The following is a 24,681-nucleotide window of genomic DNA, read 5'->3' on the forward strand; positions in this document are numbered from 1 at the left end:
TAACGTTGCTAGACATTTGCTCAAAGTCATGCTTATTATCAACTCAAGTTCAAAGGTAACGAGCAAACCTTGATGGCAAGAAACTCGACATTAGCAAAGTTATTTATTAGCACCAAAAGAAACATCGGTTACTTGATCAGTCATATCGTCAAGCCTGACGATATTGATGATATTGTTCAAGAAACCTTTGTGAAAACTTATGAAGCAGATTTAAAACAAGAAATAAAATATGTCCGTAGCTATATGCTGAAGACTGCAAAAAACCTTGCTTTAAATCATGTAGCTAAGTGGGATAATAAATATAAAGACTCTTTAGAGGAATTTACTGAGCCACCTGTTCAATTAATGAGTACTAACGTTGAAGACGATTATGAAAGCAAAGAACAATTCTTATTTTTTTGTCGAGCTACCGATCAACTCTCCGGTTCTGTGCGTAAATGTTTTATACTGAAAAAAGTCTATGGCTTAAGCCAAAAAGAAATTGCCAGCTATCTAAAGTTAAGTGAAAGCACTGTAGAGAAGCACATAGCGCAGGGTTTACTAAAAAGTTCACGTTATATTAAACAAATGAATGATGAACATGGTCAAAATGGCAAAGCAGATAGACAAAAACAAAGTGTAAATGTAAAAGCATCACTAAGTAAATCGAGAAAAATGAATGGGTAATGTCAGCCAACTATTTAGTAATAATAGTAACCAGCAAAAAGATGAAAATAATATCCAGGAACTCGCTTGTCTTTGGATTAGTCGCATGGATCGTGGTTTAACTACCTTAGAACAGCAACAGCTTGTGATTTGGTGTAATCAAAATACTCAGCATCATAGCTCTTTGCTTGAGATGGCTTCTTATTGGGATGATTTAAGTCTATTAAATGAATTGAGCGCCTTATTTCCTTTGGAGCAGGTAAAAGAACAAAGTAAACGTAATAAATTTACCTCTATCGCTTTAGCAGCAAGTATTACTATTGTCTCTCTTATAAGTGTTAATACTTTAATCGATGAATCTTTCCTGCCCTTTCTACCCTCCTTCAACGAACAAACATTGACTCAAACTCAAATATTACAAACACAGGTGGGTGAGCAAACAAGTTTTACCCTAAAAGATGGCTCGCAAATACAATTAAATACCAACAGCCAGGTCGAAGTTAAATATAGCCCCAAACATCGTTTACTTACCTTGGTACGAGGTGAAGCGCGTTTTGATGTCGCTAAAGACAAAAATCGACCTTTCACAGTGACGGTTGGCAAAAAATCATTTACTGCACTGGGTACCATTTTTAACGTCCAAAAAAATAACAATCAGATAATGGAATTAGTAGTAACTGAAGGTAAAGTATTGATCACCGAAGCATCAACTTCGATAACTGATATTCAAGAAACCTTAACCCAAGCCAGAGTTAGCGATATGCCTGACATTTTAGCGGCAACTTTAGTGGTTTCTGGTGAAAAAGCGATAATAGCCAAAGATTCGCCTTCCGTGCATACCACACCGGTAGAGAAAGTCTCTTTAGATCAAATTCATCGCGATCTCGCGTGGCAACAAGGCATGCTAATTTTTGAAGGTGAACCTTTATCTGTTGCCCTAACTGAAATTAGTCGTTATACCACCAGTAACTTTGAAATTGTTGATAATGAATTAGCCAATATAAATGTCGCCGGTTACTTTAAAGCGGGTGATATTGATGGCCTGCTTATTTCATTGGAAAGTAACTTCGGTATTAATTTTAGAAAAAAAGCAGATGGTACTATTTTACTCTCCGCTGCTAACTAAATATACTATCGAGCCCATTATCCCCCTTGCTCATACTCTTATTTATTCCACAAATAGCCACTATTTATTGCTGGCTATTTAGCCAAGCATGCAACAAAATAAAATTCTTTTTAAAAATAATAAAAATAAATTAGAGGATTCCCCCTGCTTAGCTGTTTATTACTATTGCACAGTTGGCGAAAGCAATTTCGCCTGAATCAAGCCTTGGCTAGACATGTCTTGTTCGTGAATATCACCCTAGTGATGTTATTGATAACAAGCTATGCCAATGCCGAGGACTTTATTCGCTTTGATATTGATAAACAACGAGCTGATAAAGCCTTAATTGTATTTGCGCAAAAGGCCAATCAAACGATTATATTTTCTTTTGACTTGGCCAAGCAATACCAAGCAAATTCATTAAAAGGTTATTACCCTGTTAACTCTGGCCTAAAAAATTTATTACATGGCTCGGGTCTAATCGCTGTTGTTAATACCTCTGGTCAACTGAGCATTCAAGTTGATTCACATAATAAGAGAGATACAACAATGAAACATAAAAGCATCCATGCCGCGCTAGTACCAATTTTACTTGGTGCAGCCAGTCAAGCAGCATTAGCCCAAGAAACAGTGCAAGTACAAGAGGAAGACGTAGAGAAAATAGCCATTATAGGTAGCCGAGTTGCTGGTCGCTCTGCTGATGACTTACCTGTACCCGTTGATATTTTATCGGCTGAGGCATTAGCCAATACAGGCCAAACAGAAGTCGGCCGTATGTTACAAGCCATTGCGCCATCATTTAATTTTTCTAGCTCATCGATTAGTGATGGTACCGATGCCTTGCGTCCTGCAACATTACGTGGCTTAGGACCGGATCAAACTTTAGTACTCATTAATGGACGTCGTCGTCATCAAGCCAGCTTAATTCATATCAACACTTCTGTTGGTCGAGGTACCGCTGGTACCGATATGAATGCCATTCCTGCTGCATCCATCAAACGTATTGAAGTATTACGTGATGGTGCAGCCGCACAGTATGGCTCTGACGCTATCGCCGGTGTTATTAATATAGTACTTAATGATGCCAGCGAAGGCGGTAAAGTTGCAGTATCTTACGGTGAATATTCCGAAGGTGATGGGGAAACAACCAATGTCGATATTTCCAAAGGTTTTGCCTTAGGAGATAATGGTTATTTAAATACCACACTGAATTTTAGAGATCGTGGTTTTACAGACCGCTCTGGTTTACATGGCTCATGTCAATTCTCAGGGTGTACTGACTTAGCTAATGGCAACTCATTACTAGGTGATCCACGCGAAGCAACAGCTTCTCGTTCAACCTTTAGAATAGGTGATGCTGACTCAAGCCAAGTTGGCGTAACCATTAATACCGGTTATGAAATAGCAGATGGTGAATTGTACGGCTTTCTGACCTACTCAAAGCGTGATAACGAGTCCGCCGCATTCTTCCGCCACAATAATAATAATGGCGGTAATGCGCCGCTACAAGATGGTGATGCAACTATTCCTGCTGGATTTTTACCAAAAATTAATACTGATATCAAAGATATGTCTTATAATTTTGGTTACCAGACTGAATTTGCTGATGGCTCGAATCTAGACTTATCTTATACCTACGGTAAAAACAATATTGATTATGTCACTAGTAATACCATTAACTCGTCTTATGCTAATTCTCTACGCTATGAATCAACATTAACAGCCGATGAAATCCGCGCAGCTATTCCACGTCAAGCTTCTGCCTATGGGTTAGAGCTATCGCTGCAAACCCTAAACATTGATTATACCCAAGACTTTGATTTATTTTCATTAGCTATGGGCGCAGAAATTAGAACCGATGAGTTTAAAGTAACCGCGGGTGATGAATATTCCTACCGGGACTATGATACCAATGCAGATGGCACCAGCAAATACGCCGATGACCGCTCTGCTGGTACGCAAGGTTTCGGCGGTACCGCCCCTATGCAAGAAGTAGATGAAACTCGTGACGTCATTTCATTTTATGCCGATGCTGAAACTGAAATTGTGGAAGATGTCATTGTTAGCGGTGCAGTACGTTATGATGATTACCAAGGTTTTGGTGACAGTACGAACTTCAAACTAGCGGCTAACTGGTCAATTACAGATAGTATCGCCATTCGTGGTGCTATGAGTACCGGTTTCCGCGCGCCATCAATGCAGCAACTTTACACGGACAATATTAGTACCCAGTTTCAAACCGATCCAAATAATCCCGGCAGCGATCAAATTGCCGTACAAGTAGGAACTTTTCGTAATGACTCAAACCTAGCCAAGGCCATCGGCATTCCGGAATTAAAAGAGGAAGAAGCGACAAACTTCAGTTTAGGAACTGTGATTAACATTACCGATGAAATCAACCTAACCATCGATTGGTATTCAATTGATATTGATGATCGTATCGTATTAAGTAATTCATTAGGGCAAGGCTTGTCCCCAGCTTTAGATGCTGCATTGATTGCCTCTGGTGCTGGCGCTGGTCAGTTTTTCTTAAACGGAGCCGATACTAAAACTACAGGTATAGATATCATTGCAACTTGGAATACTGAACTATTAGGTGGTGACTTTAACCTAACTGCGGCAGCTAATTTTACCGAAACTGATGTCGTTAATATTTATACACCTGCAAACAGTGCCCTTGGCGGAATTGACCCAAGTGAAGTTTTTTCTGACCAAGCCATTTCTATTATTGAAGAGTGGCAACCACAAGACCGTATTAGTTTAAATGGTTTATATACTATTGGTGATTTGAGTATTAATCTAGCCTTTAATCGTTATGGTGAATATACGGTTACCGATGGTGGTAAACAAACTTACGGCGCGGAAGTACTAACGGATTTACGTATTAACTATCAAGTAACAGAGAGTTTATCGTTCAATGTTGGCGGTAATAATATTTTTGATGTCTACCCTGATGAAAATACTATAGGTAATTCGCGTTCAGGCACAATCGAAGATGCTGATGGTAATATTATTGTTAGTAGCCCGGGAGTATTTACTTATTCTCGCCGTTCAGCACCTTTTGGTTTTAATGGCGCGTTCTATTATGCTGGCGCTGAATTTAAGTTCTAACAATAAAAGCTAATATAAAAGTGTAGATGCAAAAAAGCGCAGTGAAAACTGCGCTTTTTATTTAACCGTAACCTGTACTGACATACAAAAACGTTTGCCTATTCAGACTCTTAATCTATTCAGTTAACGCAGGTATCCTCACCCACCCCTCCATCAATACTCGGGCACTTCGGCTCATAATGGCTTTTTTCACAGTCCATCTACCATCAACTTCAACCGCTTCAGCGCCCACTTTAAGGGTACCTGATGGATGACCAAACGTAACAGAGTTATGCCCTTTACTCTCTAATGAAGAGTCACCACTAGCAGCTAAATTAACAAGCGTGCCCGGGATTGCCGCCGCAGTACCGATAGCAACCGCGGCAGTGCCCATCATAGCATGATGTAATTTTCCCATAGATAACGCGCGCACATGTAAATCGATTTCTCCCGCAGCAACATTCTTGCCACTAGAGGTGCTGTAATCTTGCGCTGGTGCAACAAAAGCAATTTTAGGTGTATGCTGACGCGCAACAGCTTCTGAAAGATCACTAATCAAACCCATTTTTATTGCGCCATAGGCACGAATCATTTCAAAACGAGCCAACGCTGCATCATCGTTATTAATGGCATCTTGAAGCTCTTTACCGGTATAACCAATATCTTGCGCATTTAAGAAAATGGTTGGAATACCAGCGGTGATCATGGTTACTTTAAGCGTACACGCTTTAAAAGTACCTATGCTAGGCACTTCCAATTCATCAACAACGTTACCAGTAGGAAACATTGCCTCAGATGGGTCAACAGGTGCGATAAACTCTACTGGCACTTCCGCTGCTGGAAATGTAACACCGTCTAATTCAAAGTCACCTGTTTCTTGTACTTGACCGTTACTGATTGGTACTTGCGCAATAATAGTTTTGGCAATATTTTTCTGCCAGATACGCACCGTACATACACCATTTTCAGGGATACGTTGTGGATTAACTAAACCTGACATAATGGCAAATGAGCCAACAGCAGCGGTTAAGTTACCGCAATTACCCGACCAATCAACAAAGGCTTTATCAATGGCAACTTGACCAAATAAATAATCAACATCGTGATCAGAAATTTCACTTTTAGCTAAGATAACAGTTTTACTGGTTGATGATGTTGCCCCGCCCATACCGTCGGTTTGTTTACCATAGGGATCTGGGCTACCAATCACCCGTAACAACAACTCATCACGTGTTTTACCTGGTTGCTGACAACTTTCAGGCAAGTCGGTTAAATTAAAAAACACACCTTTACTGGTGCCACCGCGCATGTAGGTTGCAGGTATTTTTATTTGGGGTAAATGTACTTGAGGGTCGAAAGCCATTTGCTCTCTCCTAATTTTTTATCATTTATCGAACTAAAGTTCGACCTATAAAAAAGCAGCAATTAAATTGCTGCTAATAAATGAACAATCAAAGTTTGATGGTTAAACGAATTATTTTTATGAAGTGTAAGGCGCCTGCACGGAGCGTATATTTATACGTGAGTACAGGCAACGAAGCTCTTATCAAAAATAAACGTTTAGGCATTAGACTTTAAAAAATCGCTAGCGAATTTTTGCAATACACCGCCACCGTCGTATACCGAAACTTCTTCCGCGGTATCTAAACGACATTTCACTGGAATTTCAACCACTTCACCATCTTTTCGTGTCATCACCACCGTCATAGCTGCGCCCGGTGATGTCTTGCCAACAACATCATAAGTTTCACTACCGTCAATATTGTAAGTGTGGCGTGTTTCTCCATTGGTAAACTCTAATGGTAATACACCCATACCCACTAAGTTTGTACGATGAATACGTTCAAAGCCTTGCGAAACGATGACTTCAACACCAGCTAAACGAACACCTTTTGCCGCCCAATCACGTGAAGAGCCTTGACCATAGTCAGCGCCGGCAATAATGATTAAAGGCTGTTTGCGTTCCATGTAAGTTTCAATGGCTTCCCACATGCGTGATTCAGTACCTTCTGGCTCTATACGAGCTAAAGAACCTTGTTTTACTTCGCCGTTTTCGTCCCTACACATCTCATTGAACAATTTAGGGTTAGCAAACGTTGCTCGCTGTGTCGTTTCATGATCGCCACGGTGAGTCGCGTATGAATTAAAGTCCTCTTCAGGCAAGCCCATTTTAGCTAAGTAAGCACCCGCTGCACTGTTTAATTGAATAGCATTAGATGGTGATAAATGATCAGTAGTAATGTTGTCCCCTAATACGGCTAACGGGCGCATACCTTCCATAGTGCGAACACCTGCTAAAGCCCCTTCCCAATATGGCGGTCGACGAATATAAGTACTACTTTTATCCCAAGAATATAATGGGCTTTCGGCCGGTTCAAAGGCACCTAAATCAAACATTGGTGTATAAACTTTCTTAAATTGCTCTGGTTTAACACACAAAGCGACGATTGCATCGATCTCTTCATCTGATGGCCAAATATCTTTTAAAGTAATGTCGTTACCATCTTGATCTTGTCCTAAAATGTCTCTTTCAATATCAAAACGCATGGTACCGGCAATGGCATAAGCAACGACTAATGGCGGCGATGCTAAGAATGCTTGTTTCGCGTGTGGGTGAATACGGCCATCAAAGTTACGGTTACCTGATAATACTGCGGTAGAGTATAGATCTCGATCAATGATTTCTTGCTGAATTTTAGGGTCTAACGCGCCGCTCATACCGTTACACGTAGTACATGCGTAGCCGACAATACCAAAACCTAATGTTTCCATTTCAGAGAGTAGGCCTGCTTCTTCTAAATAAAGTTTGGCTACTTTTGAACCTGGCGCAAATGACGATTTAACCCAAGGTTTACGTTTTAGACCTAATTCATTAGCACGTTTAGCGACAAGACCTGCCGCAACAACGTTACGTGGATTCGAGGTGTTAGTACATGAAGTAATAGCAGCAATAATTACTGCACCGTCAGGCATTTCACCATTGGCTTCTTGTGTTTTACAAGCATTTAAGTTTCTAGCGATATCTTTTGCAACTAAATCAGCTGTCGCTAAACGGCGATGCGGATTAGAAGGGCCCGCTAAATTACGACATACTGTTGATAAATCAAATTCGATAACACGCGGATATTGTGCTTCAACAAGATCATCAGCCCAAAGACCTGTGTGTTTAGCATAAGTTTCAACAAGCTTTACTTGCTCGGGTTCACGACCCGTAATTTTCAAATAATCAATAGTTTGTTCATCAATGTAGAACATACCTGCTGATGCACCATACTCAGGTGTCATATTTGAAATAGTTGCTCGGTCACCGATAGTTAAGTTTTTAGTACCTTCACCAAAAAATTCTAAATAAGCAGATACCACTTTCTGACTTCTTAGAAACTCTGTGATTGCTAATACCATATCGGTAGCAGTAATACCGGGTTGACGTTTACCGGTTAACTTAACACCAATAATATCTGGTAGGCGCATCATTGATGGACGGCCAAGCATAACCGTTTCAGCTTCTAGGCCGCCTACACCAATAGCAATAACTCCTAGGCAATCAATATGCGGTGTATGAGAGTCGGTACCAACACACGTATCAGGGAAAGCAACACCGTCACGCGCTTGGATAACCGGTGACATTTTCTCTAAGTTAATTTGATGCATAATACCGTTACCGGCAGGGATCACATCAACGTTTTTAAATGCCGTTTTTGTCCATTCAATAAAGTGAAAACGCTGTTCATTGCGACGGTCTTCAATGGCGCGGTTTTTATCGAACGCTTTAGGATCAAAACCCGGAGCCTCTACTGCTAATGAATGATCGACAATTAATTGGGTCGGTACCACTGGGTTGACTTTTGACGGGTCACCACCTTGCTCAGCAATAGCGTCACGCAGACCAGCTAAATCTACTAACGCTGTTTGACCTAAAATATCGTGACAAACAACACGTGCCGGATACCAAGGAAAATCTAAGTCTTGCTTAACGTCGATAATTTGCTTCAACGAATCGGTCAGTGTCGCAGGATCGCACTTACGCACTAACTGCTCAGCAAGTACACGTGACGTATACGGTAATTTAGCGTAAGCACCTGGTTTAATGGTTTCGATAGCTTCACGCGTATCAAAAAAGTCGATAGTCGCGCCCTTTTCTTTATAGCCAGGCAACGGTTTGCGGTATTGGTAATTCATAAGTTAATCCAGGAACTCTCTAACAAATAATGGTTAAATATCTTAAATTTTTAAGCAGTGATGTTTCTTAAACAGACGACGGAATTTGCCACTAATTCAAGGAAGAAAATATGAGCACATAAGTATGTGTGATTACTTTCTGACGATGAAGTTGTGACAAATACCCAGTATCTCCTATCGCTCAGAAATAGGACAAACAATACGTGGTGCAGAGCCTGTGTAGTCTGCGCTTGGTCGAATTATACGGTTATTCGAGCGCTGTTCCATTACATGTGCTGCCCAACCCGTTAAACGTGAACAGACAAAGATAGGGGTAAATAATTTTGTCGGTATCCCCATGTAGTTATAAGTAGATGCATGGAAGAAATCAGCATTACAGAAAAGTTTTTTGGTATCCCACATATACTCTTCACAAGCGACAGAAATATCATAGAGTGAAGTATCACCATTTTGTTTGGCTAGTTTTTCAGACCAAGCTTTGATGATGACATTACGTGGGTCGCTGGTACGGTAAATTGCATGACCAAAACCCATGATTTTTTCTTTACGCGCTAACATTCCTGCCATTTGTTCTTTAGCATCACTAGGTGAAGTAAAACTCTGAATCATATCCATTGCCGCTTCATTAGCACCACCATGAAGTGGTCCACGTAAAGTACCAATCGCGCCAGTGATACAAGAGAACATATCCGATAAAGTAGAAGCACACACACGGGCGGTGAATGTCGAAGCGTTAAATTCATGCTCAGCATATAAAATCAGTGAAACATCCATAACACGTTGATGTTGCTGTGATGGACTTTCTCCGTTTAATAAACGTAAGAAGTGTCCAGCAAGAGAAGTTTCATCTGACTGACAATCAATTTCTACGCCATCATGGCTGTATTTGTACCAGAAACACATGATCGCAGGGAATGCGGCTAACAAGCGATTAGATGCTTGGAATTGTTGATCAAAATCAATTTCTGGCTCTAAGTTACCTAAAAAAGAACACCCCGTGCGCATAACATCCATTGGGTGAGCATCTTTAGGAATAAGCTTTAATACCGCTTTTAATGCTGCAGGTAAATCACGTAAGGTCTTAAGTTCATTTTGATATGCAGTTAATTGCGCTTGATTTGGTAACTCACCATTAAATAATAAATAGGCTACTTCTTCAAAGGTAGAATTTTCGGCTAAATCAGCAATATCATAACCACAATAAGTTAAACCTGAGCCTGATTGGCCTACGGTACAAAGGGCTGTTTCTCCAGCGCTTTGTCCACGAAGACCAGCACCACTGATAGGTTTTTTCGCAACATTTGTCTCTGCTGTTATCTCTGTCATAATCCTTTCCTCATTTTAAATTTTTAACAATTTGTTATGTACACAACTGACATTATTGGTGTTTATAAACTCTGTTTTGTCAGTTTTTGTTTGGTAAAAGTGCGGGTAGTTAATTCTGAGTTATTTTTGAGCTTTTTCTTGAGCAAAAAGTGAATCAAGCTTCTGTTCATAATCGTGGTAACCAAGGTAGTCATATAAATCCATACGCGTTTGCATATTGTCAATTTCAGCTTTTTGATCGCCATCTGCTAATAAGGTTTTATAAACAGATTCAGCCGCTTTATTCATGGCACGAAATGCTGACAATGGGTAAAGCACCATGGCACAGCCCCACTCACCTAGTTGCTCTTTATTCCACAGTTCTGTTTGACCAAACTCTGTAATATTAGCAAGCACTGGAACATCAAGGGCTTTAGTGAAAGCTTCATAATGTTCTTGAGTTTTAATTGCTTCTGCGAAAATACCATCTGCTCCTGCTGCAACATAAGCTTTAGCTCGCTCAATGGCTGCTTCTAGACCTTCTTGTGCAAAAGAGTCAGTACGGGCCATAATAAAGAAGTCGCTGTCGATACGTGCATCAACAGCCGCTTTAATACGGTCAACCATCTCTTGCGTTGAGACAATTTCTTTATTCGGGCGATGGCCACAACGTTTCTGCGCCACTTGATCTTCTAGATGTACTGCAGCAGCACCAGATTTTTCCATATCACGAATAGTTTTAGCAATATTAAATGCCCCGCCCCAGCCGGTATCAATATCAACTAATAAAGGTAAACTTGAAGCGCTGGTAATTCTTTGTACGTCGCTAATAACATCATTAAGCGATGTCATACCTAAATCAGGCAGGCCGTAAGAAGCATTGGCAACACCGCCGCCAGATAAATAAATAGCTTGGTGGCCAAGTTGCTGAGCCATCATGGCGCAATAAGCATTTATCGTACCTACCACTTGTAAAGGTTTATTGTTTTCTAGGGCAAGTCTAAATTTTTTACCCGGCGAAATAGCATTTCCTGATACGTGTTCTGACATCTTAGGTCTCCTGTGGTTCTTGCGCTGCTTTTTGCAGAGCAATTTTGTTTTCAATGTTTTTTCTCGACGCAGCAATATGGCGGCGCATTAATAATTCGGCAAGTTCACCATCTCTATCACTGATGGCTTGGATAATATTTGAGTGTTCAGTAAAAGCACGCGTTGCTCTTGGACTATGCATGCCAAATTGACAACGGTACATGCGGACTAAATGATATAACTGACCACAAATGAGATTAATTAGCTGTTGATTATGACTACCCAAAATAACTTTATAGTGAAAATCAACATCTCCTTCTTCCTGGTAATAAGCTACACCATCTTGTAAAGCCTTATCACCCGCATGATGAGCTAACATATTTTGCATATGTGCTATCTCTTCATCAGTCATATTTAAGGCTGCTTGCCTACACGCCATACCTTCAAGCGCTTCACGAGTTATATATAGCTCTAATAAACCTTCAATGGTGCAATCGACTACGCGTGAGCCAATATTGGCTTTACGCTCTATCAAGTGACATTTTTCTAAACGATTTAATGCTTCACGTAAGGTAGAGCGACTTATTTGATAGTGCTTAGCAAGTTCAGGCTCGCTTATCTTGCTACCCGCTGCCATTTCACCCTCAACAATGGCATGTTGCAGTTGTTCAAAGACTTTATCCGCAGTGGTAACCGCCGCTTGTTTTGTTGGGTTTTGTAAAAGCATAATGTGTCGGACAAACCTAAATATGAAGGTAAAGTAACTTTGTCGATGTGAATACATTGTCGACAAACATAAAGATATACATTGATAATATCCTATAACTTGAAATACTCAAGTAGACTTAAGTATAATTGTCGACAATTAATAAGGGTAACTTGGCTAAACTGTAAACTTTTCTGATCGGGAACGATCTACTGATGATGAGTGAAACTAAGAAATCAATGAGTCAATAAATTAGAAGCCTTGTCTCATAAGGCTTTACATAATTTTTATAGATGATTGTGCTAGGTGACAGTTGTGCAACCAATACCCAGCTATTAGCTTAGGGTATTGGTGCTGATCACAATTCAATATTTTTAATTAGTGAGGGTGCTTAAAGAAGAGTGATTACTGATAGTCCACAAGGCTTAAATTTTCTTTTTGGCAAACTGTAATAACGGCAGAATTTTTTGCCATGCATCTTAAGTACCGCTCAAGATGAATAAAACTTAAAGGTGGCTGCTCAAGTTCATCAGCCCATATGAGCAACATAAATAAATAATAATCACATACGCTTATTTTATTAGCTATTAAGTAATCTTTATTTACTAATTGCTCATCTAGTAATGACAGAGACTGGTGAATAAGCTCTTGTTGGGCTGTAACAATCTCAGCTCTAGTCTTTTCACTTTGACAATGTTTTTCAGGATAAAAATAGACCATTAGCTCAGCTTGCAGGGTATTAGTAAGATACATCAGCCATTGAGTATGTAACGCCCTACTTTTATCCCCTATTTCAGGGATTAATTTTACCTCTGGATGCATTTCACCAAGATGAAGACAAATAGCTGCACTTTCACACAGAATCAACTCCCCTTTAACTAAAGTAGGTATCCTACCTGCAGGGTTCAGTGCTAAATACTCTTTCGACTTTTGCTCTTGGTTTTTTCTATCGACTTTTATCAAACGGTAATCAACTTGCAGGGCTTCAAGAATCATATGAGGCGCCATGCTGGCATTCAATGGGTAATAATATAATTGGTACATAAAAATCCTGTTAAATTATTTAACCTGAACTCTGGATAATGAGTGCTTGGTGTTTAAGTAAAAACAACAAAAACTTTCGTTTTTTAAGAAAAATTTACCGGATTAAATAGCGATATACTCTATCAATGTTTCAATTTATTCAATTACCAAGGCAAAACGCTTATCAATCATGGGTTATTTATCGACGTTTTATCGCTGATAATTGGCTAAAGGGAAATATTGAGAAAGTACTGCTTATCCACAGTTCTGGTTGTTCACATCAATCGAGTTAAAATGAAGAACCTGGTTGGTTTAAAAACTCAAGTTCTTCAGCTGTAGATTGTCGATTCAAGATATTATTTCGATGTGGGTAGCGACCAAATCGCTCAATGATTTCTTTGTGCTTTAGTTCAAATTCGACATTATTGACGATGCCATTGGCCTGATAAAGCGCTAGTGCTTTTTCATGAATGAGCAATGACTCACTGTGCATAAATGGCATATACAAAAAGCTATTCTCAATTGACGTAAGTGTTTTATCTGCGCCAAGGGCAATGGCTTCTTGCGCGAGTACTAAAGCAATACCGTCATTAGCAAAGGCTTGAGGGGTATCTCGGTACATGTTTCGAGAGAATTGATCTAATACAATAATTTCAGCAAGTCTGCCGGAAAGCGTTTCACGCCAATGTGCAAGTTCACCATGTCTAGCCGCATGGTGCACTTCTTGGAACTTACTCATTATCTCTTGATCAAATTTTATGTCTTTAACCCACCAACAAGCGGGGTCTATTTCTCTAAACCAAAAGTCGAGTACGGCTTGGTAATTCATTTATATATCCTTTCTTTTTAAATATTTACAAAAGATTAATGTTAAAAAACTAATATTATAAATTAATTTTAAAAGCGTTTTTTATATACGTAATTTACAAATATTGCGCTTCGCCTTGTTGATATAACTCTAACGGCAAGCCATTCGGATCACTAAAAAAAGTAAATTTTTTACCTGTGTATTCATCCACTCGAATAGGCTCAACATCAATACCAGCATTCGTTAAATACTGACAAACCTGTTCAACGCTCTCAACATTAAAAGCTAAATGCCTCAACCCTTGAGCTTCAGGATAACTTGGTCTAGTAGCAGAGCTAGGAAAAGAGAACAGCTCAATTTGACTGCCATCAGGTAACGCTAAATCAAGTTTATAAGAATCACGTACTGCGCGATAATTTTCTGCAAGAACCGTTAACCCCAAAATTCGAGTATAGAAGTCTTTTGACTGTTGATAATCAGAGCAGATAATCGCCACATGGTGAATACCATTTAACACATTTTATTCCTTAAAATTGTCTTATAAATAACTGCAGATTAAATCATCACTTCATCTGTTTAACCTGATTCACTACTTTTATAACTTAAAGCGAATCTTTTGCTAGTGCCGCTAAGCAGACTTGTGCAGTATCATAACCAAGCTTTATCATTTCATCTGCTCGATGAAATTCTATGGTTCCGCAAGCATTACGTGCTATTTCTACAAAATAATCTGCTGGGTATGCCGCTAATTTTTGTCGAGCAATGGTACTTTGCATGGCATCAAAAGCTTGATTGGCAATATCATAAGCGCCCCACTCATTAGCATTGTGCGCTACCACTTGGTTTTTAAATCGGGCTAAAAAACGACTAATTTTACTCGGTGGCTGACCAACATTGTCACTTTCCGAAACAGAATTCGACGCTATAACACGACCACCTAGGTTCACCGCGATCGTTAAATCAGTATTATCATTAAACGTCGGCGCAATAGGTACCGGGTTAAGCACGCCACCATCAATAAGATCTACGCCGTTGTGATGAACCGGCGTGAAGAATAAGGGCAATGAAATAGACGCCCTAATGGCATCAAATAAGTTACCGGAACTCAACCAAACCTCCTTTTCGTTCGCTATATCAGCAGCAACCGCAGTATATTTTATTGGCAGATCTTCAATAGCGATATCACCGACTAACTCGGTAAGCGTGGCAATTATTTTATCACCTTTAACGAGTCCATTTTTTTGCCAAGATAAATCAAGCAAAGTTAAAATATCTACCCTGTTGATATCTCTAACCCATTGCTCAAAAACATCAAGTTTACCTGCGGCATAAACCCCACCAATCAACGCCCCCATTGAGCAGCCTGAAATTGAGGCTATTTCATAACCTTGCTCTTCTAACCAATGTATAACGCCAATATGAGCTAAACCTCTAGCGCCACCACTTCCTAACACCAGTGAAATAGAGTTTTTTTTATTCTCAGGCATAAATTCCCCTTAAATTTTTAACTTTAATTAACAAACACCAAGTCACACTCAGCCATTAAGTTACTAATACCAAACGGATTAACTAACTGACCAACTTAGAACAACGCTAGTGAGCTTAGAACAAACAAAATGGATTAAACATAGTTATTCTATATTTCATCCATTTTGTGAGGTTATCAATTTACTAACGAGTTCCCAAAGGGCGAGTTTAAAAGGCATATATGCTGCGTTATTGATATTGACAAGGGAATAACCATTATCTTCAATCAATGCCTTGCCTCTAAGCCTTTTAATTCTCGCTAAGTGATCAGTTAATTAGTCCTATTGGTATAAATGATTAAAAAGGCTGCTTTTCATGACAGGGTAAATCTGTTGGTAAGGTAAACCATGCTTGTTTTTCACTGGTCCAAATATGCATACTTGGCTGTATTACTTTTGTATCAGCTAAAGTACTCGGTTTTAGTTTTATTTTATCGGGGTCATCAGGATTAAAATGATAGATTCGATTGCCGCAACCAGAACAGAATTTTGCCCCGTTAGTATTACCGTTCTCAGCCAAGCGACTCCACTCTCGCATTTCTCCAGAAAATTCAATATCTGTCGCTTTAACCACTGCGGTAATGCTAAAGGCACTCGTTGATAGTTTTTGACATTGCCGACAATGACAGGCTGCAATCATAAGTGGTGGAGCCAATAATTGATAAGTCACTTGACCACACTGACACGCACCTTGGATCGGATAGTTAATTTCACTCATATTACTTCCTAATTGTATTTTAAATAGGGATTAACCAAATGTAAGTTACTATTTGAGGTGACACTATAAAGTGAAAAGTAAAGTCTGCCAACGAGAAAGTAACCTCGTAAAAGTTTAGCTAAATTCCAGGCAAAAAAAAACCCACGCAATATTTACATATTGCGTGGGTTTTCTCATGTAGTCACCGCTCCTTTATTTACTTAATTAAAGTAAAGTTAAAGAAAAGTGGCATCCCTAAGGGGATTCGAACCCCTGTTACCGCCGTGAAAGGGCGGTGTCCTAGGCCTCTAGACGATAGGGACACTGATTGATTTAATATTACACCTAAATCGTTCAAACTATCTAGTAGATTGCTCTACTGATTTAATTAGACCAAGCCTTCAATAATAGAAGGTTTGTCATAAAAGACAAGCTGGTAAAACTAAAACTCTAAACCCTTATTTTTCAGTAATAAGGTAACTGTAATGCTCTCTTTTATCATGCCTTAAAGATATGAATAAGTGGCATCCCTAAGGGGATTCGAACCCCTGTTACCGCCGTGAAAGGGCGGTGTCCTAGGCCTCTAGACGATAGGGACACAATATTTAGCTTATCTTAAAGATAGTGCTAAATTAGAACAGCGCTTAATTTTTTATAAGTTCAAGCAAACTTAGTTCTCTTTTCAGAGTAATGCTCTCTTTTATCATGCCTTAAAGGTATAAATAAAGTGGCATCCCTAAGGGGATTCGAACCCCTGTTACCGCCGTGAAAGGGCGGTGTCCTAGGCCTCTAGACGATAGGGACACAATATTTAGCTTATCTTAAAGATAGTGCTAAATTAGAACAGCGCTTAATATTTTATAAGTTTAAGCAAAACTTAGTTCTCTTTTCAGAGTAATGCTCTCTTTTATCATGCCTTAAGGTATGAATAAAGTGGCATCCCTAAGGGGATTCGAACCCCTGTTACCGCCGTGAAAGGGCGGTGTCCTAGGCCTCTAGACGATAGGGACACAATATTTAGCTAATTGCTAAATTAGAACAGTGCTTAATTTTAACAAGTCCAAGCAAACTTGATGCTTTCACTCTAACTTTATATATAAAGCAAGAACAAAAGAAATAGTGGCATCCCTAAGGGGATTCGAACCCCTGTTACCGCCGTGAAAGGGCGGTGTCCTAGGCCTCTAGACGATAGGGACACAAATTAGCGTTTACATTATAAATAATATTAACTACCAATTAAACTATCTATTTTTCGTTTCTGATAACGCAAGCGTTAACCTTAACAAAAAACCTAATATGGTGGAGCTATGCGGGATCGAACCGCAGACCTCTTCGCTGCCAGCGAAGCGCTCTCCCAGCTGAGCTATAGCCCCGAAATATTCGAGTCATTTAATAACTGGCCTAATAGCTATTAAACTATGCTCTCAACCAGTGGACCTAACACTTGCTGAAAACGAGGCGCATTATGAGCAGCAGCCGATAAACTGTCAACACTTATTTGTAAAAAAAAGCATTTATTTACTAAGAAATGCTTTAACTGATCGCATAATGAGCAAGGTGTCTATTTATTGTCTAATTTAAACTAACTCGCTGTAATAATGGTTTAATTATTAACCACATATAAAAGCTTTGAATAGTGTTAAACATTACCTAATTTACTTAGTCCTCGTTACAACGCCCTATTCCACCATCTGATATGTGCTTATTACATAGAGAACGGTTGCTTACTTTATCTTTGTGCAATTTAACGGTATGGTTTATATCATTCAGCCATACAATAACGAAAGTAGTAAACCGTATGCAGCTCAAAAAACTTAACATAGTCGCCATTGGCGGCGGACACGGTTTAGGTCGTGTATTATCTACCCTCTCCTTTATGGGGCATCAGCTTACAGGAATAGTAACCACCACAGACAACGGCGGTTCAACTGGCCGATTAAGAAAAAGAAGTAGTACTATTGCTTGGGGTGACTTACGTAACTGTTTAACTCAGTTAGTCGATGAAAACTCAATTGGTAGTCAATTGTTTAATTTTCGCTTTGAAGGTGAGGATGAACTCGGCGGTCATAACCTGGGTAACTTAATTCTATACGGGTTAGGTAAAGTACAATCAAGCCCGATGGACTCTATTAAACTTGTGCGTCGTTTATTACGAGTAAGAACACAGGTTTTGCCAATGTCTGAAACCCCAACAGATTTAATGGCATTTTATCCTGAAGGTCGTTGTCGACTCGGTGAACTCTCTGTTGATGAAATGCCAATAATGCCCACTGATTTAATGCTAGCGCCATTAGTTAAGTCTGTGAAGCCATGTATTGACGCCATCAACAATGCTGATCTTATTATCTTAGGCCCGGGTAGTTTCTTAACCAGTGTTGTGCCACCGCTGTTAGTAAGGGATATCGCCAAAGCGCTAGACAAACGCAAGGGCCATTGTGTATTTATTGATAATATTGTTGCCGAAAAAAGTCCTGCGGCTAAATTAACCTTAGACGAAAAGCTTAACTGGATTGAAGATAATATTGGTTGTCTACCAATTGACAGTATCATTTGCCAAGATGAAGACATTCAATCGAATAAAGTGAAGGTGATATGCCAAGATTTAGCTCACAATAAAGTAGCGCATCACCATGACAATGAAAAACTTATTCACGCTTTAGAAACGTGTGTACAGCAAATTACTAAGCCTATTAAAATAGAAATAGCGAGTTGATATAACAAGTCAATTAAGTTGTCCCCACTCAGCGAGGTAAAAGAAAAAAAATAAGGCATTGATTAAAATGGATATTATCCTAGAGAATAAACTCAGGGTAATATTATCCAGCCTTATCTAATAAGGTACTTACAGCACCGCCTGAATTATTTCATGAGCTAAGTCCATGTAGCGTACTTTTCAAAATCAATAACCTAGTATATGTGCCTTTAAATTGTCGTTAAGTAATCATCTTTAAATGGTCTAAATGAACAATTTTGGCGCTGTGCTCAATCTCTTGACTTATCATAGAGTCTCTATGTCAATTTAACCTCATCTCGATTTCACCTTAATTTCACCTTTCTTTTGATAGCATCGACATCACCCGCTTTGTATACAATATATTCAAAGGTTTAGCGTTAAGCCAAGCCTAAATAATAATAAAAGCATCAATAGGTGATTTATGAGAGCAAAAACTAAATTAGTATCAATGCTGATATTAACCGCTATATCAGGTCAATTATCAGCAGAAACGATAGATGACAAATTACAAACCATTATTTCTGCGCAAAGCTTAACCGGTGATCCGGCACAAGCGTTTAATCTACCATTACCTGACGAGCCAGAGGCCGAATTGGGTAAATTATTATTTTTCAGTCAGGCATTGGGAGGTGAACAAAACGCCGCCTGTGCAAGTTGTCATCATCCCTACCTTGCTGGGGGAGATGGTTTAGCTTTAGCCGTAGGGGTTGACGCAGAAAATCCATTAGTTATGGGGGATGGCAGAAAACATCCAGACGGAATTTTTAATAATCCACGTAATACACCTTCAATTATGAATGCATGGATATGGACTCAAGGCCTTTTTTTGGATTCACGTGTTGAAAAACTAGCCAGCGGCGGTATTAGAACACCAGATAGTGCCTTTGGTGAAGCAGATGCAGCTGCAGGAGAAAGTTTATTAATCGCGCAAGCTGGTTTTCCAGTGACATCAGTTGAAGAGATGCGCACTGAAAATTTTGAAACCGGTCAATCAAATGAAACCGTTCGTCATCACTTGGGTCAGCGCTTGGCTAATGAGGGAATAGGTGCGAATGAACTAGATAAAAATGAATGGCGGACACTATTTGAAGGTGTTTATGGTAGTGAAACACCAGAAGGCGAAGAGGTCGTTAATTTTGATAATGTTAAACGTGCTATCGCAAGTTATGAGAGCTCATTAAACTTAACCAATAATCGCTGGTTTAGCTATATTAAAGGCGATATTGATGCGATAACTGAACAAGAAAAAAGAGGAGCAAAATTGTTTTATAGCCCAGCACCAGAAGGTGCAGGCTGTGTGGGTTGTCATAGTGGTGATACCTTTACTAGCCAGGCATTCTTCAATGTTGGTTTTCCACAAATAGGCCCAGGTAAAGGTCATGGAGCTTCGGGAGTCGATGACTTTGGCCGTGGCGCTGAAAGTTCAATTCCAGCAGACAACAATGCGTTCAGAATTTCCAGTTTGTTAAATGTTGGGGTAACCGCGCCTTATGGTCATGCCGGAGCTTATCAAACCCTTGAGCAAGTAGTTGACCATTACAATGACTTTGATGTTAGCCTGCCAGCTTTTGTTACCAATAAAAATTGGTGTGAACATCCACAATTTATTGACGTAGAAAACTGTGAGAGTTTGTTCCCAGAAGCAGAAACTTTTGCCAGTAGCAGCGTTGCCACGATGCAATTTCTTAGAACGTTAGGCATTCCTGCCATGTTACCGTTAGGTTTAACTACTGAAGGCAAAGCCGATCTAGTTGCATTTTTACATACCTTAACGGATCCATGTACTCAAGATGCTGTGTGTATGAGCAAATGGTTACCGAACCCTCAGCAGAATGATCCTGATGGCTTACAACTCCATGCAATAAATAAGAAGGGTTTACCCTTGAGTATGACAAGAGAGTGTGATCAGGTCAGCCTTGAAAGTGGCGCTTTAGCTTTGGATCAAATGGAATGTATTTCAGGAAATCACAAGTCGTTCTATTTTCATGTAAAAGAAGATGATACAAACTTAGTTATTAGTACCACAGGTGGCAGCGGTAATGCCGATATATTTTATAATGCGAATACTTGGGCGACCCCTTTCAACGCTCAAGCTATGGCAATAAAAGCCGGTAATGAAGAGGTTGTTTATGTTAAAGCAAATCGAGGTTACCGTTATATTTCAGTCGGCAGTGAAAACGGTTATCAATTAACTGGCTTAACTGTCAGTATAGAAGCAGAGCCGACCCCTCCCCCAGGACCAGATGTTGCTGATGCTTGTACTATGATGTTTCCAGTGCAAAGATCTGGTGAACTTAAGCCCGGTGAAAGTGTGTGTGTAGGACAAGGGATCGGCTACTTTACTGCTTATATCGATGAAAATACTGCAAGTGTCACCGTTAGAACAGAGCATGGTACCGGTAATTTAAGTTTGTATACCGGCAGAACTTGGCCAAATGCTAACAACAACGAAGGTCGTTCAACTAACTCTGATAGTAATAGTGAAGCTATTATTATCACCAACCCGCCAGTGGGTTGGTTATATATTACGGTTGAAGGAGAAAATGCTAACGGTATGAGTATTCGTCTGGATAAAACAAGCCATTAATTAATTTTGTCATCATGACCATTTGACTGATAACAGCAAATGACTTGTCGGTGTAAGTTTCAACGAACATAGAGGTTAACTCTATTTTCGCTGAAACTTAAAAATTTTAAAACCAATAAGGTAGTGCGTGAGTATGATCCTTTGACTAACCCAGTAATCTACTGAGATTTAACAAGTTATTTACATGGCGCATAGGATTTAGAGTGCCCATTTCTTTAAATTTTAAGATGTTAAACCTCATATATTTATTATTACACACAAAGTTTTATAACTTGATAACATTAGAGATATTGACCAATCAGTTAATTCAACCACCATCATGTAGCAGGTAAACGTTAAGGAAATAAATGTTTAATTTTTTACCGAGGATAAATATTGATTTAACTTGCTGCTGCTCATCAAAGAGTACTTTTTTATGCTTGTCCTAGTAATTGAAGATAATCGAACCTTAGCTGCTAATATAATTGAATATTTAGAATCTCATAACTTTGAATGTGATTATGCCAGTAATGGTCATTTAGGCTTGCAATTAGCCAAAAAACACTCATTCAATGCCATCATCTTAGATATTATGTTACCCGGAAAAGATGGTATGACTCTCTGTAAATCACTAAGAGATGCAGGAGTAAAAACCCCCGTTATAATGTTAACGGCCAGAGATACCTTGGAAGATAAATTACAAGGATTTACCGCTGGCGCTGATGATTATTTAATTAAACCGTTTGCTTTAGCTGAGCTTCTTGCTCGAGTTGAGGTTTTAATAAAACGTACAGCTAATGTCAATGTCGCGCTAACGTTTGCTGATTTATCTATGAATATTGACTTAAGAACAGTATCACGTGCGGGTCACGTTATTGAACTAAATAAAGTCAGTTGGCAGATATTAGAAGCCTTGTTAAAAGCCAGCCCAAAAGTTATTACCCGACAAGATATTGAGCAAATAATTTGGCAAGACCAATTGCCTGACTCTGATGCCCTTAAATCACATATTTATAAATTAAGACAATTAGTTGACAAGCCATTTGAGCAAGCGCTTATTCAAACGGTACGTGGAGTTGGTCTGATCCTAAAAGGTGATAACAGTGCAGCGTAAAAATAGCCTGAAGTATCAATTTAGAAAACAGTTAATAATCAGCATTAGTTTATTATTGGTGTTTTTTATTTTTATATTATACCGAATTTTTTTTATCGGAATTCACACTACAATGCACCGTTCTATGGCTTCTATGGCCAATCATTATGCTCAACAAGTTGACAATAATGGCGAATACCAACTACCTGTTTCGGGTCGATACCTCGCTTATGTTGGACTTAATGCCCTACCTAAAGATATCTTAAGACTTTTTGATCAAAACAAATTTTCTGATTACCGATTGATCATTCAATCGGGTCAGCCCCCCTCTTTAGCGTCGAGACCCAAAAATTTATTCCTGCTTTTTATACAACCATTAAAAAATAGCCATAAAAAATTATATTTAGTTTTTAACGATGGTACTTCTAGCAATATAAATAATCGCGGTAAAGGTATTAACATTCATCCTAAAAAATTAAGACCAATATTGACCGTGCCCATCTCCATCATCTTGTTAATGTTATTATCGATTGCTTTAGTCTATTGGATTGCCAGATTGTTAATTATTAGAGTATTAAACCCGTTAAATGAATTAACAAAAATGGCCAATACTTTAGATGAAAATAACCCTGAGCTTTCCTTTGAGTTGATGAATGACAAAACTGAAATAGGTCAGGTGGCGAATACTTTGCATCAAACTATGGGACGAATACATCAATACCATCAAAGAGAAAAAGAATTTTTGCAAAATGCCAGTCATGAATTACGTACGCCAATTACGGTTGTTTCTTCTGCATTAGATATTATTCATTTACGAGCAAGTAAAGGGAATAACAATATAGCAGATCAACACGCTAATATTCGAAGAGCCAATAATAATATGGCTGAAATAACTCAAGCGCTATTATTTTTAAGCCGAAAAACTAGTTTTCGTACGCCGATAAAAAAAGTATGTCTTAAACAGCTTGTTGAATTAATAATTGATGAGCATATCTATTTACTTAAAGACAAAAATGTAGAAATTGTACTTCTTTTTACTGACAATACTTCGATAGCCTTATTTGAACCATTATGTCGCATAGCACTGAGTAATATTATTCGAAACGCATTCGAGCACTCTTGGACTGATGGCTGCGTACGTATCCAATTGGACAAGTTGAGCCTCTCAGTATCAAATAGCTGCTCAGATTTAGTAGATAGTGACAAAGAAAGCCAAGAACTGACTAAAAGAGGCATTTTTCAGGGACAAGGTTTTGGTCTAGGTTTAGATATTGTTCAGCAAATCGCAGATCAACAAAACTGGCAACTTAGCCTTAACAATATTACAAATAATGGTTTTGAAATTATAATTTCTTTTAATTAGTTAATGCCTTGTACGTAATGACACTTATTGCTCAGTAGCTAGATTGATGCTTGAAGGCACGTTGTTGCGGATCAATAAGCTAAAAGTAAAGTAAGCGTTAAGTGTATTTGTAAGTGATTAAATTAATTAGCAATAAATAGCCTAAAGTGTACACCCATAAAGGGGAAGACTTCAGGACAGTTTATATTCAATAGAAATAATCAACAATAAACGCTTTAAACTGTATCGTCTTCACTGATACGGCTAGCCACAGCACCTTTTTGATCTTTATATTTTGCATCGTCACGTTTGTTATACGGGCGGGCAGCACTTGAAGACATTGTTTCAAAGTTTAATGCGGCTATTTTCATTTTTGGACGTAGCGCTAGCGGCAACTTACCACTGTTATAAAACTCTAATACTATTTGCCCCGACCAACCGGGATCGATACGATGCGCTGTTACATGCACCATTAGCCCTAAACGTGCTAATGATGAACGGCCATCAAGCCAACCAACAATATTATCCGGTAGGGTTACTGACTCATAAGTTACCGCCAAGGCCAATTCGCCAGGATGTAAAAAGAACGCATCACCATCGGCAATATAAATTTCATCACTCATGATAGAGTTCATCGCTTCTTGAACTTCGCCTTTAGGTGCACTCAAGTCAATATATGGCGCAGTATGGTCTTGAAACACTCTAAATTCATTGCCTAAGCGTATATCAACACTAACACCCGAAATCATCGAAATGTCAGGTTTTGGCTCGATAATTATTTTTCCGTCATCAAGGCTTCGTTCTATATCTTTATCACATAATCTCATAATGGC

The 24,681-nt window shown here is 39.0% G+C and carries 18 protein-coding genes and 6 tRNA genes; 7 read left to right on the plus strand and 17 right to left on the minus strand.

Annotation, left to right across the window (positions count from 1 at the left end):
• Positions 1–72 precede the first annotated feature (72 nt).
• The 3 genes from GAB14E_RS11315 to GAB14E_RS11305 all read left to right on the plus strand — a co-directional run bounded on the left by GAB14E_RS11315 (position 73) and on the right by GAB14E_RS11305 (position 4,861).
• On the plus strand, positions 73–666 hold the full coding sequence (locus GAB14E_RS11315; protein WP_033082420.1) for an RNA polymerase sigma factor: 594 nt from the start codon (positions 73–75) through the stop codon (positions 664–666).
• Positions 659–1,771 (plus strand): FecR family protein, encoded by a 1,113-nt coding sequence (locus tag GAB14E_RS11310; RefSeq protein ID WP_033082421.1) that lies wholly within the window; start codon positions 659–661, stop codon positions 1,769–1,771. The genes GAB14E_RS11315 and GAB14E_RS11310 overlap by 8 nt, the downstream gene beginning before the upstream one ends.
• Before the next feature lie 243 nt (positions 1,772–2,014).
• Complete coding sequence (locus tag GAB14E_RS11305) at positions 2,015–4,861, plus strand: TonB-dependent receptor plug domain-containing protein (RefSeq protein ID WP_231562043.1); 2,847 nt, start codon at positions 2,015–2,017, stop codon at positions 4,859–4,861.
• 115 nt (positions 4,862–4,976) lie between these two features.
• On the opposite strand, the gene prpF is transcribed toward GAB14E_RS11305, so the two are convergent.
• The 16 genes from prpF to GAB14E_RS11225 form a co-directional block, all read right to left on the minus strand.
• Positions 4,977–6,203: a 2-methylaconitate cis-trans isomerase PrpF gene (gene prpF / locus GAB14E_RS11300; protein ID WP_033082422.1), complete on the minus strand. Its 1,227-nt coding sequence runs from the start codon at positions 6,201–6,203 to the stop codon at positions 4,977–4,979.
• A 197-nt stretch (positions 6,204–6,400) separates the two neighbouring features.
• Positions 6,401–9,019, minus strand: a complete 2,619-nt coding sequence (acnD, locus tag GAB14E_RS11295; protein ID WP_033082423.1) for a Fe/S-dependent 2-methylisocitrate dehydratase AcnD — start codon at positions 9,017–9,019, stop codon at positions 6,401–6,403.
• 174 nt (positions 9,020–9,193) lie between these two features.
• Positions 9,194–10,345 (minus strand): bifunctional 2-methylcitrate synthase/citrate synthase, encoded by a 1,152-nt coding sequence (gene prpC / locus GAB14E_RS11290; RefSeq protein WP_052093684.1) that lies wholly within the window; start codon positions 10,343–10,345, stop codon positions 9,194–9,196.
• 120 nt (positions 10,346–10,465) lie between these two features.
• Positions 10,466–11,347, minus strand: a complete 882-nt coding sequence (gene prpB, locus GAB14E_RS11285) for a methylisocitrate lyase (protein WP_197061202.1) — start codon at positions 11,345–11,347, stop codon at positions 10,466–10,468.
• Between the two features lie 28 nt (positions 11,348–11,375).
• Positions 11,376–12,080 (minus strand): GntR family transcriptional regulator, encoded by a 705-nt coding sequence (locus GAB14E_RS11280; RefSeq protein ID WP_033082425.1) that lies wholly within the window; start codon positions 12,078–12,080, stop codon positions 11,376–11,378.
• 384 nt (positions 12,081–12,464) lie between these two features.
• Positions 12,465–13,103, minus strand: coding sequence for a glutathione S-transferase family protein (locus GAB14E_RS11275; RefSeq protein ID WP_033082426.1), 639 nt, complete (start codon positions 13,101–13,103; stop codon positions 12,465–12,467).
• A 268-nt stretch (positions 13,104–13,371) separates the two neighbouring features.
• Positions 13,372–13,911 (minus strand): DUF924 family protein, encoded by a 540-nt coding sequence (locus GAB14E_RS11270; RefSeq protein ID WP_033082427.1) that lies wholly within the window; start codon positions 13,909–13,911, stop codon positions 13,372–13,374.
• A 94-nt stretch (positions 13,912–14,005) separates the two neighbouring features.
• Positions 14,006–14,407: an SMU1112c/YaeR family gloxylase I-like metalloprotein gene (gloA2, locus tag GAB14E_RS11265; RefSeq protein WP_033082428.1), complete on the minus strand. Its 402-nt coding sequence runs from the start codon at positions 14,405–14,407 to the stop codon at positions 14,006–14,008.
• An 85-nt stretch (positions 14,408–14,492) separates the two neighbouring features.
• Positions 14,493–15,377, minus strand: a complete 885-nt coding sequence (locus GAB14E_RS11260) for a patatin-like phospholipase family protein (RefSeq protein WP_033082429.1) — start codon at positions 15,375–15,377, stop codon at positions 14,493–14,495.
• A gap of 337 nt (positions 15,378–15,714) precedes the next feature.
• A complete protein-coding gene (locus GAB14E_RS11255; protein WP_033082430.1) occupies positions 15,715–16,134 on the minus strand; it encodes a GFA family protein in 420 nt (139 codons plus the stop codon).
• A gap of 226 nt (positions 16,135–16,360) precedes the next feature.
• A tRNA-Glu gene (locus GAB14E_RS11250) sits at positions 16,361–16,436 on the minus strand.
• 199 nt (positions 16,437–16,635) lie between these two features.
• Positions 16,636–16,711 (minus strand) — tRNA-Glu (locus tag GAB14E_RS11245).
• Positions 16,712–16,841: 130 nt separating this feature from the next.
• A tRNA-Glu gene (locus tag GAB14E_RS11240) sits at positions 16,842–16,917 on the minus strand.
• 130 nt (positions 16,918–17,047) lie between these two features.
• Positions 17,048–17,123, minus strand: a tRNA-Glu gene (locus GAB14E_RS11235).
• A 110-nt stretch (positions 17,124–17,233) separates the two neighbouring features.
• Positions 17,234–17,309 (minus strand) — tRNA-Glu (locus tag GAB14E_RS11230).
• Between the two features lie 101 nt (positions 17,310–17,410).
• A tRNA-Ala gene (locus GAB14E_RS11225) sits at positions 17,411–17,486 on the minus strand.
• A 425-nt stretch (positions 17,487–17,911) separates the two neighbouring features.
• Here GAB14E_RS11225 and GAB14E_RS11220 point away from each other — a divergent pair.
• From GAB14E_RS11220 to GAB14E_RS11205, 4 genes are all read left to right on the plus strand, one after another.
• Positions 17,912–18,826, plus strand: coding sequence for a gluconeogenesis factor YvcK family protein (locus GAB14E_RS11220; RefSeq protein ID WP_033082431.1), 915 nt, complete (start codon positions 17,912–17,914; stop codon positions 18,824–18,826).
• Positions 18,827–19,268: 442 nt separating this feature from the next.
• A complete protein-coding gene (locus GAB14E_RS11215; RefSeq protein ID WP_052093685.1) occupies positions 19,269–21,434 on the plus strand; it encodes a cytochrome c peroxidase in 2,166 nt (721 codons plus the stop codon).
• A 415-nt stretch (positions 21,435–21,849) separates the two neighbouring features.
• Positions 21,850–22,527, plus strand: coding sequence for a response regulator transcription factor (locus GAB14E_RS11210; protein ID WP_033082432.1), 678 nt, complete (start codon positions 21,850–21,852; stop codon positions 22,525–22,527).
• A gap of 112 nt (positions 22,528–22,639) precedes the next feature.
• Complete coding sequence (locus GAB14E_RS11205) at positions 22,640–23,869, plus strand: sensor histidine kinase (protein ID WP_156115731.1); 1,230 nt, start codon at positions 22,640–22,642, stop codon at positions 23,867–23,869.
• Positions 23,870–24,084: 215 nt separating this feature from the next.
• On the opposite strand, the gene dcd is transcribed toward GAB14E_RS11205, so the two are convergent.
• Positions 24,085–24,675, minus strand: coding sequence for a dCTP deaminase (gene dcd / locus GAB14E_RS11200; protein ID WP_033082434.1), 591 nt, complete (start codon positions 24,673–24,675; stop codon positions 24,085–24,087).
• Between the last annotated feature and the right edge of the window lie 6 nt (positions 24,676–24,681).

The sequence above is a fragment of the Colwellia psychrerythraea genome, from assembly GCF_000764185.1.
In the GTDB taxonomy this organism is placed as follows: Bacteria; Pseudomonadota; Gammaproteobacteria; order Enterobacterales; family Alteromonadaceae; genus Colwellia; species Colwellia psychrerythraea_B.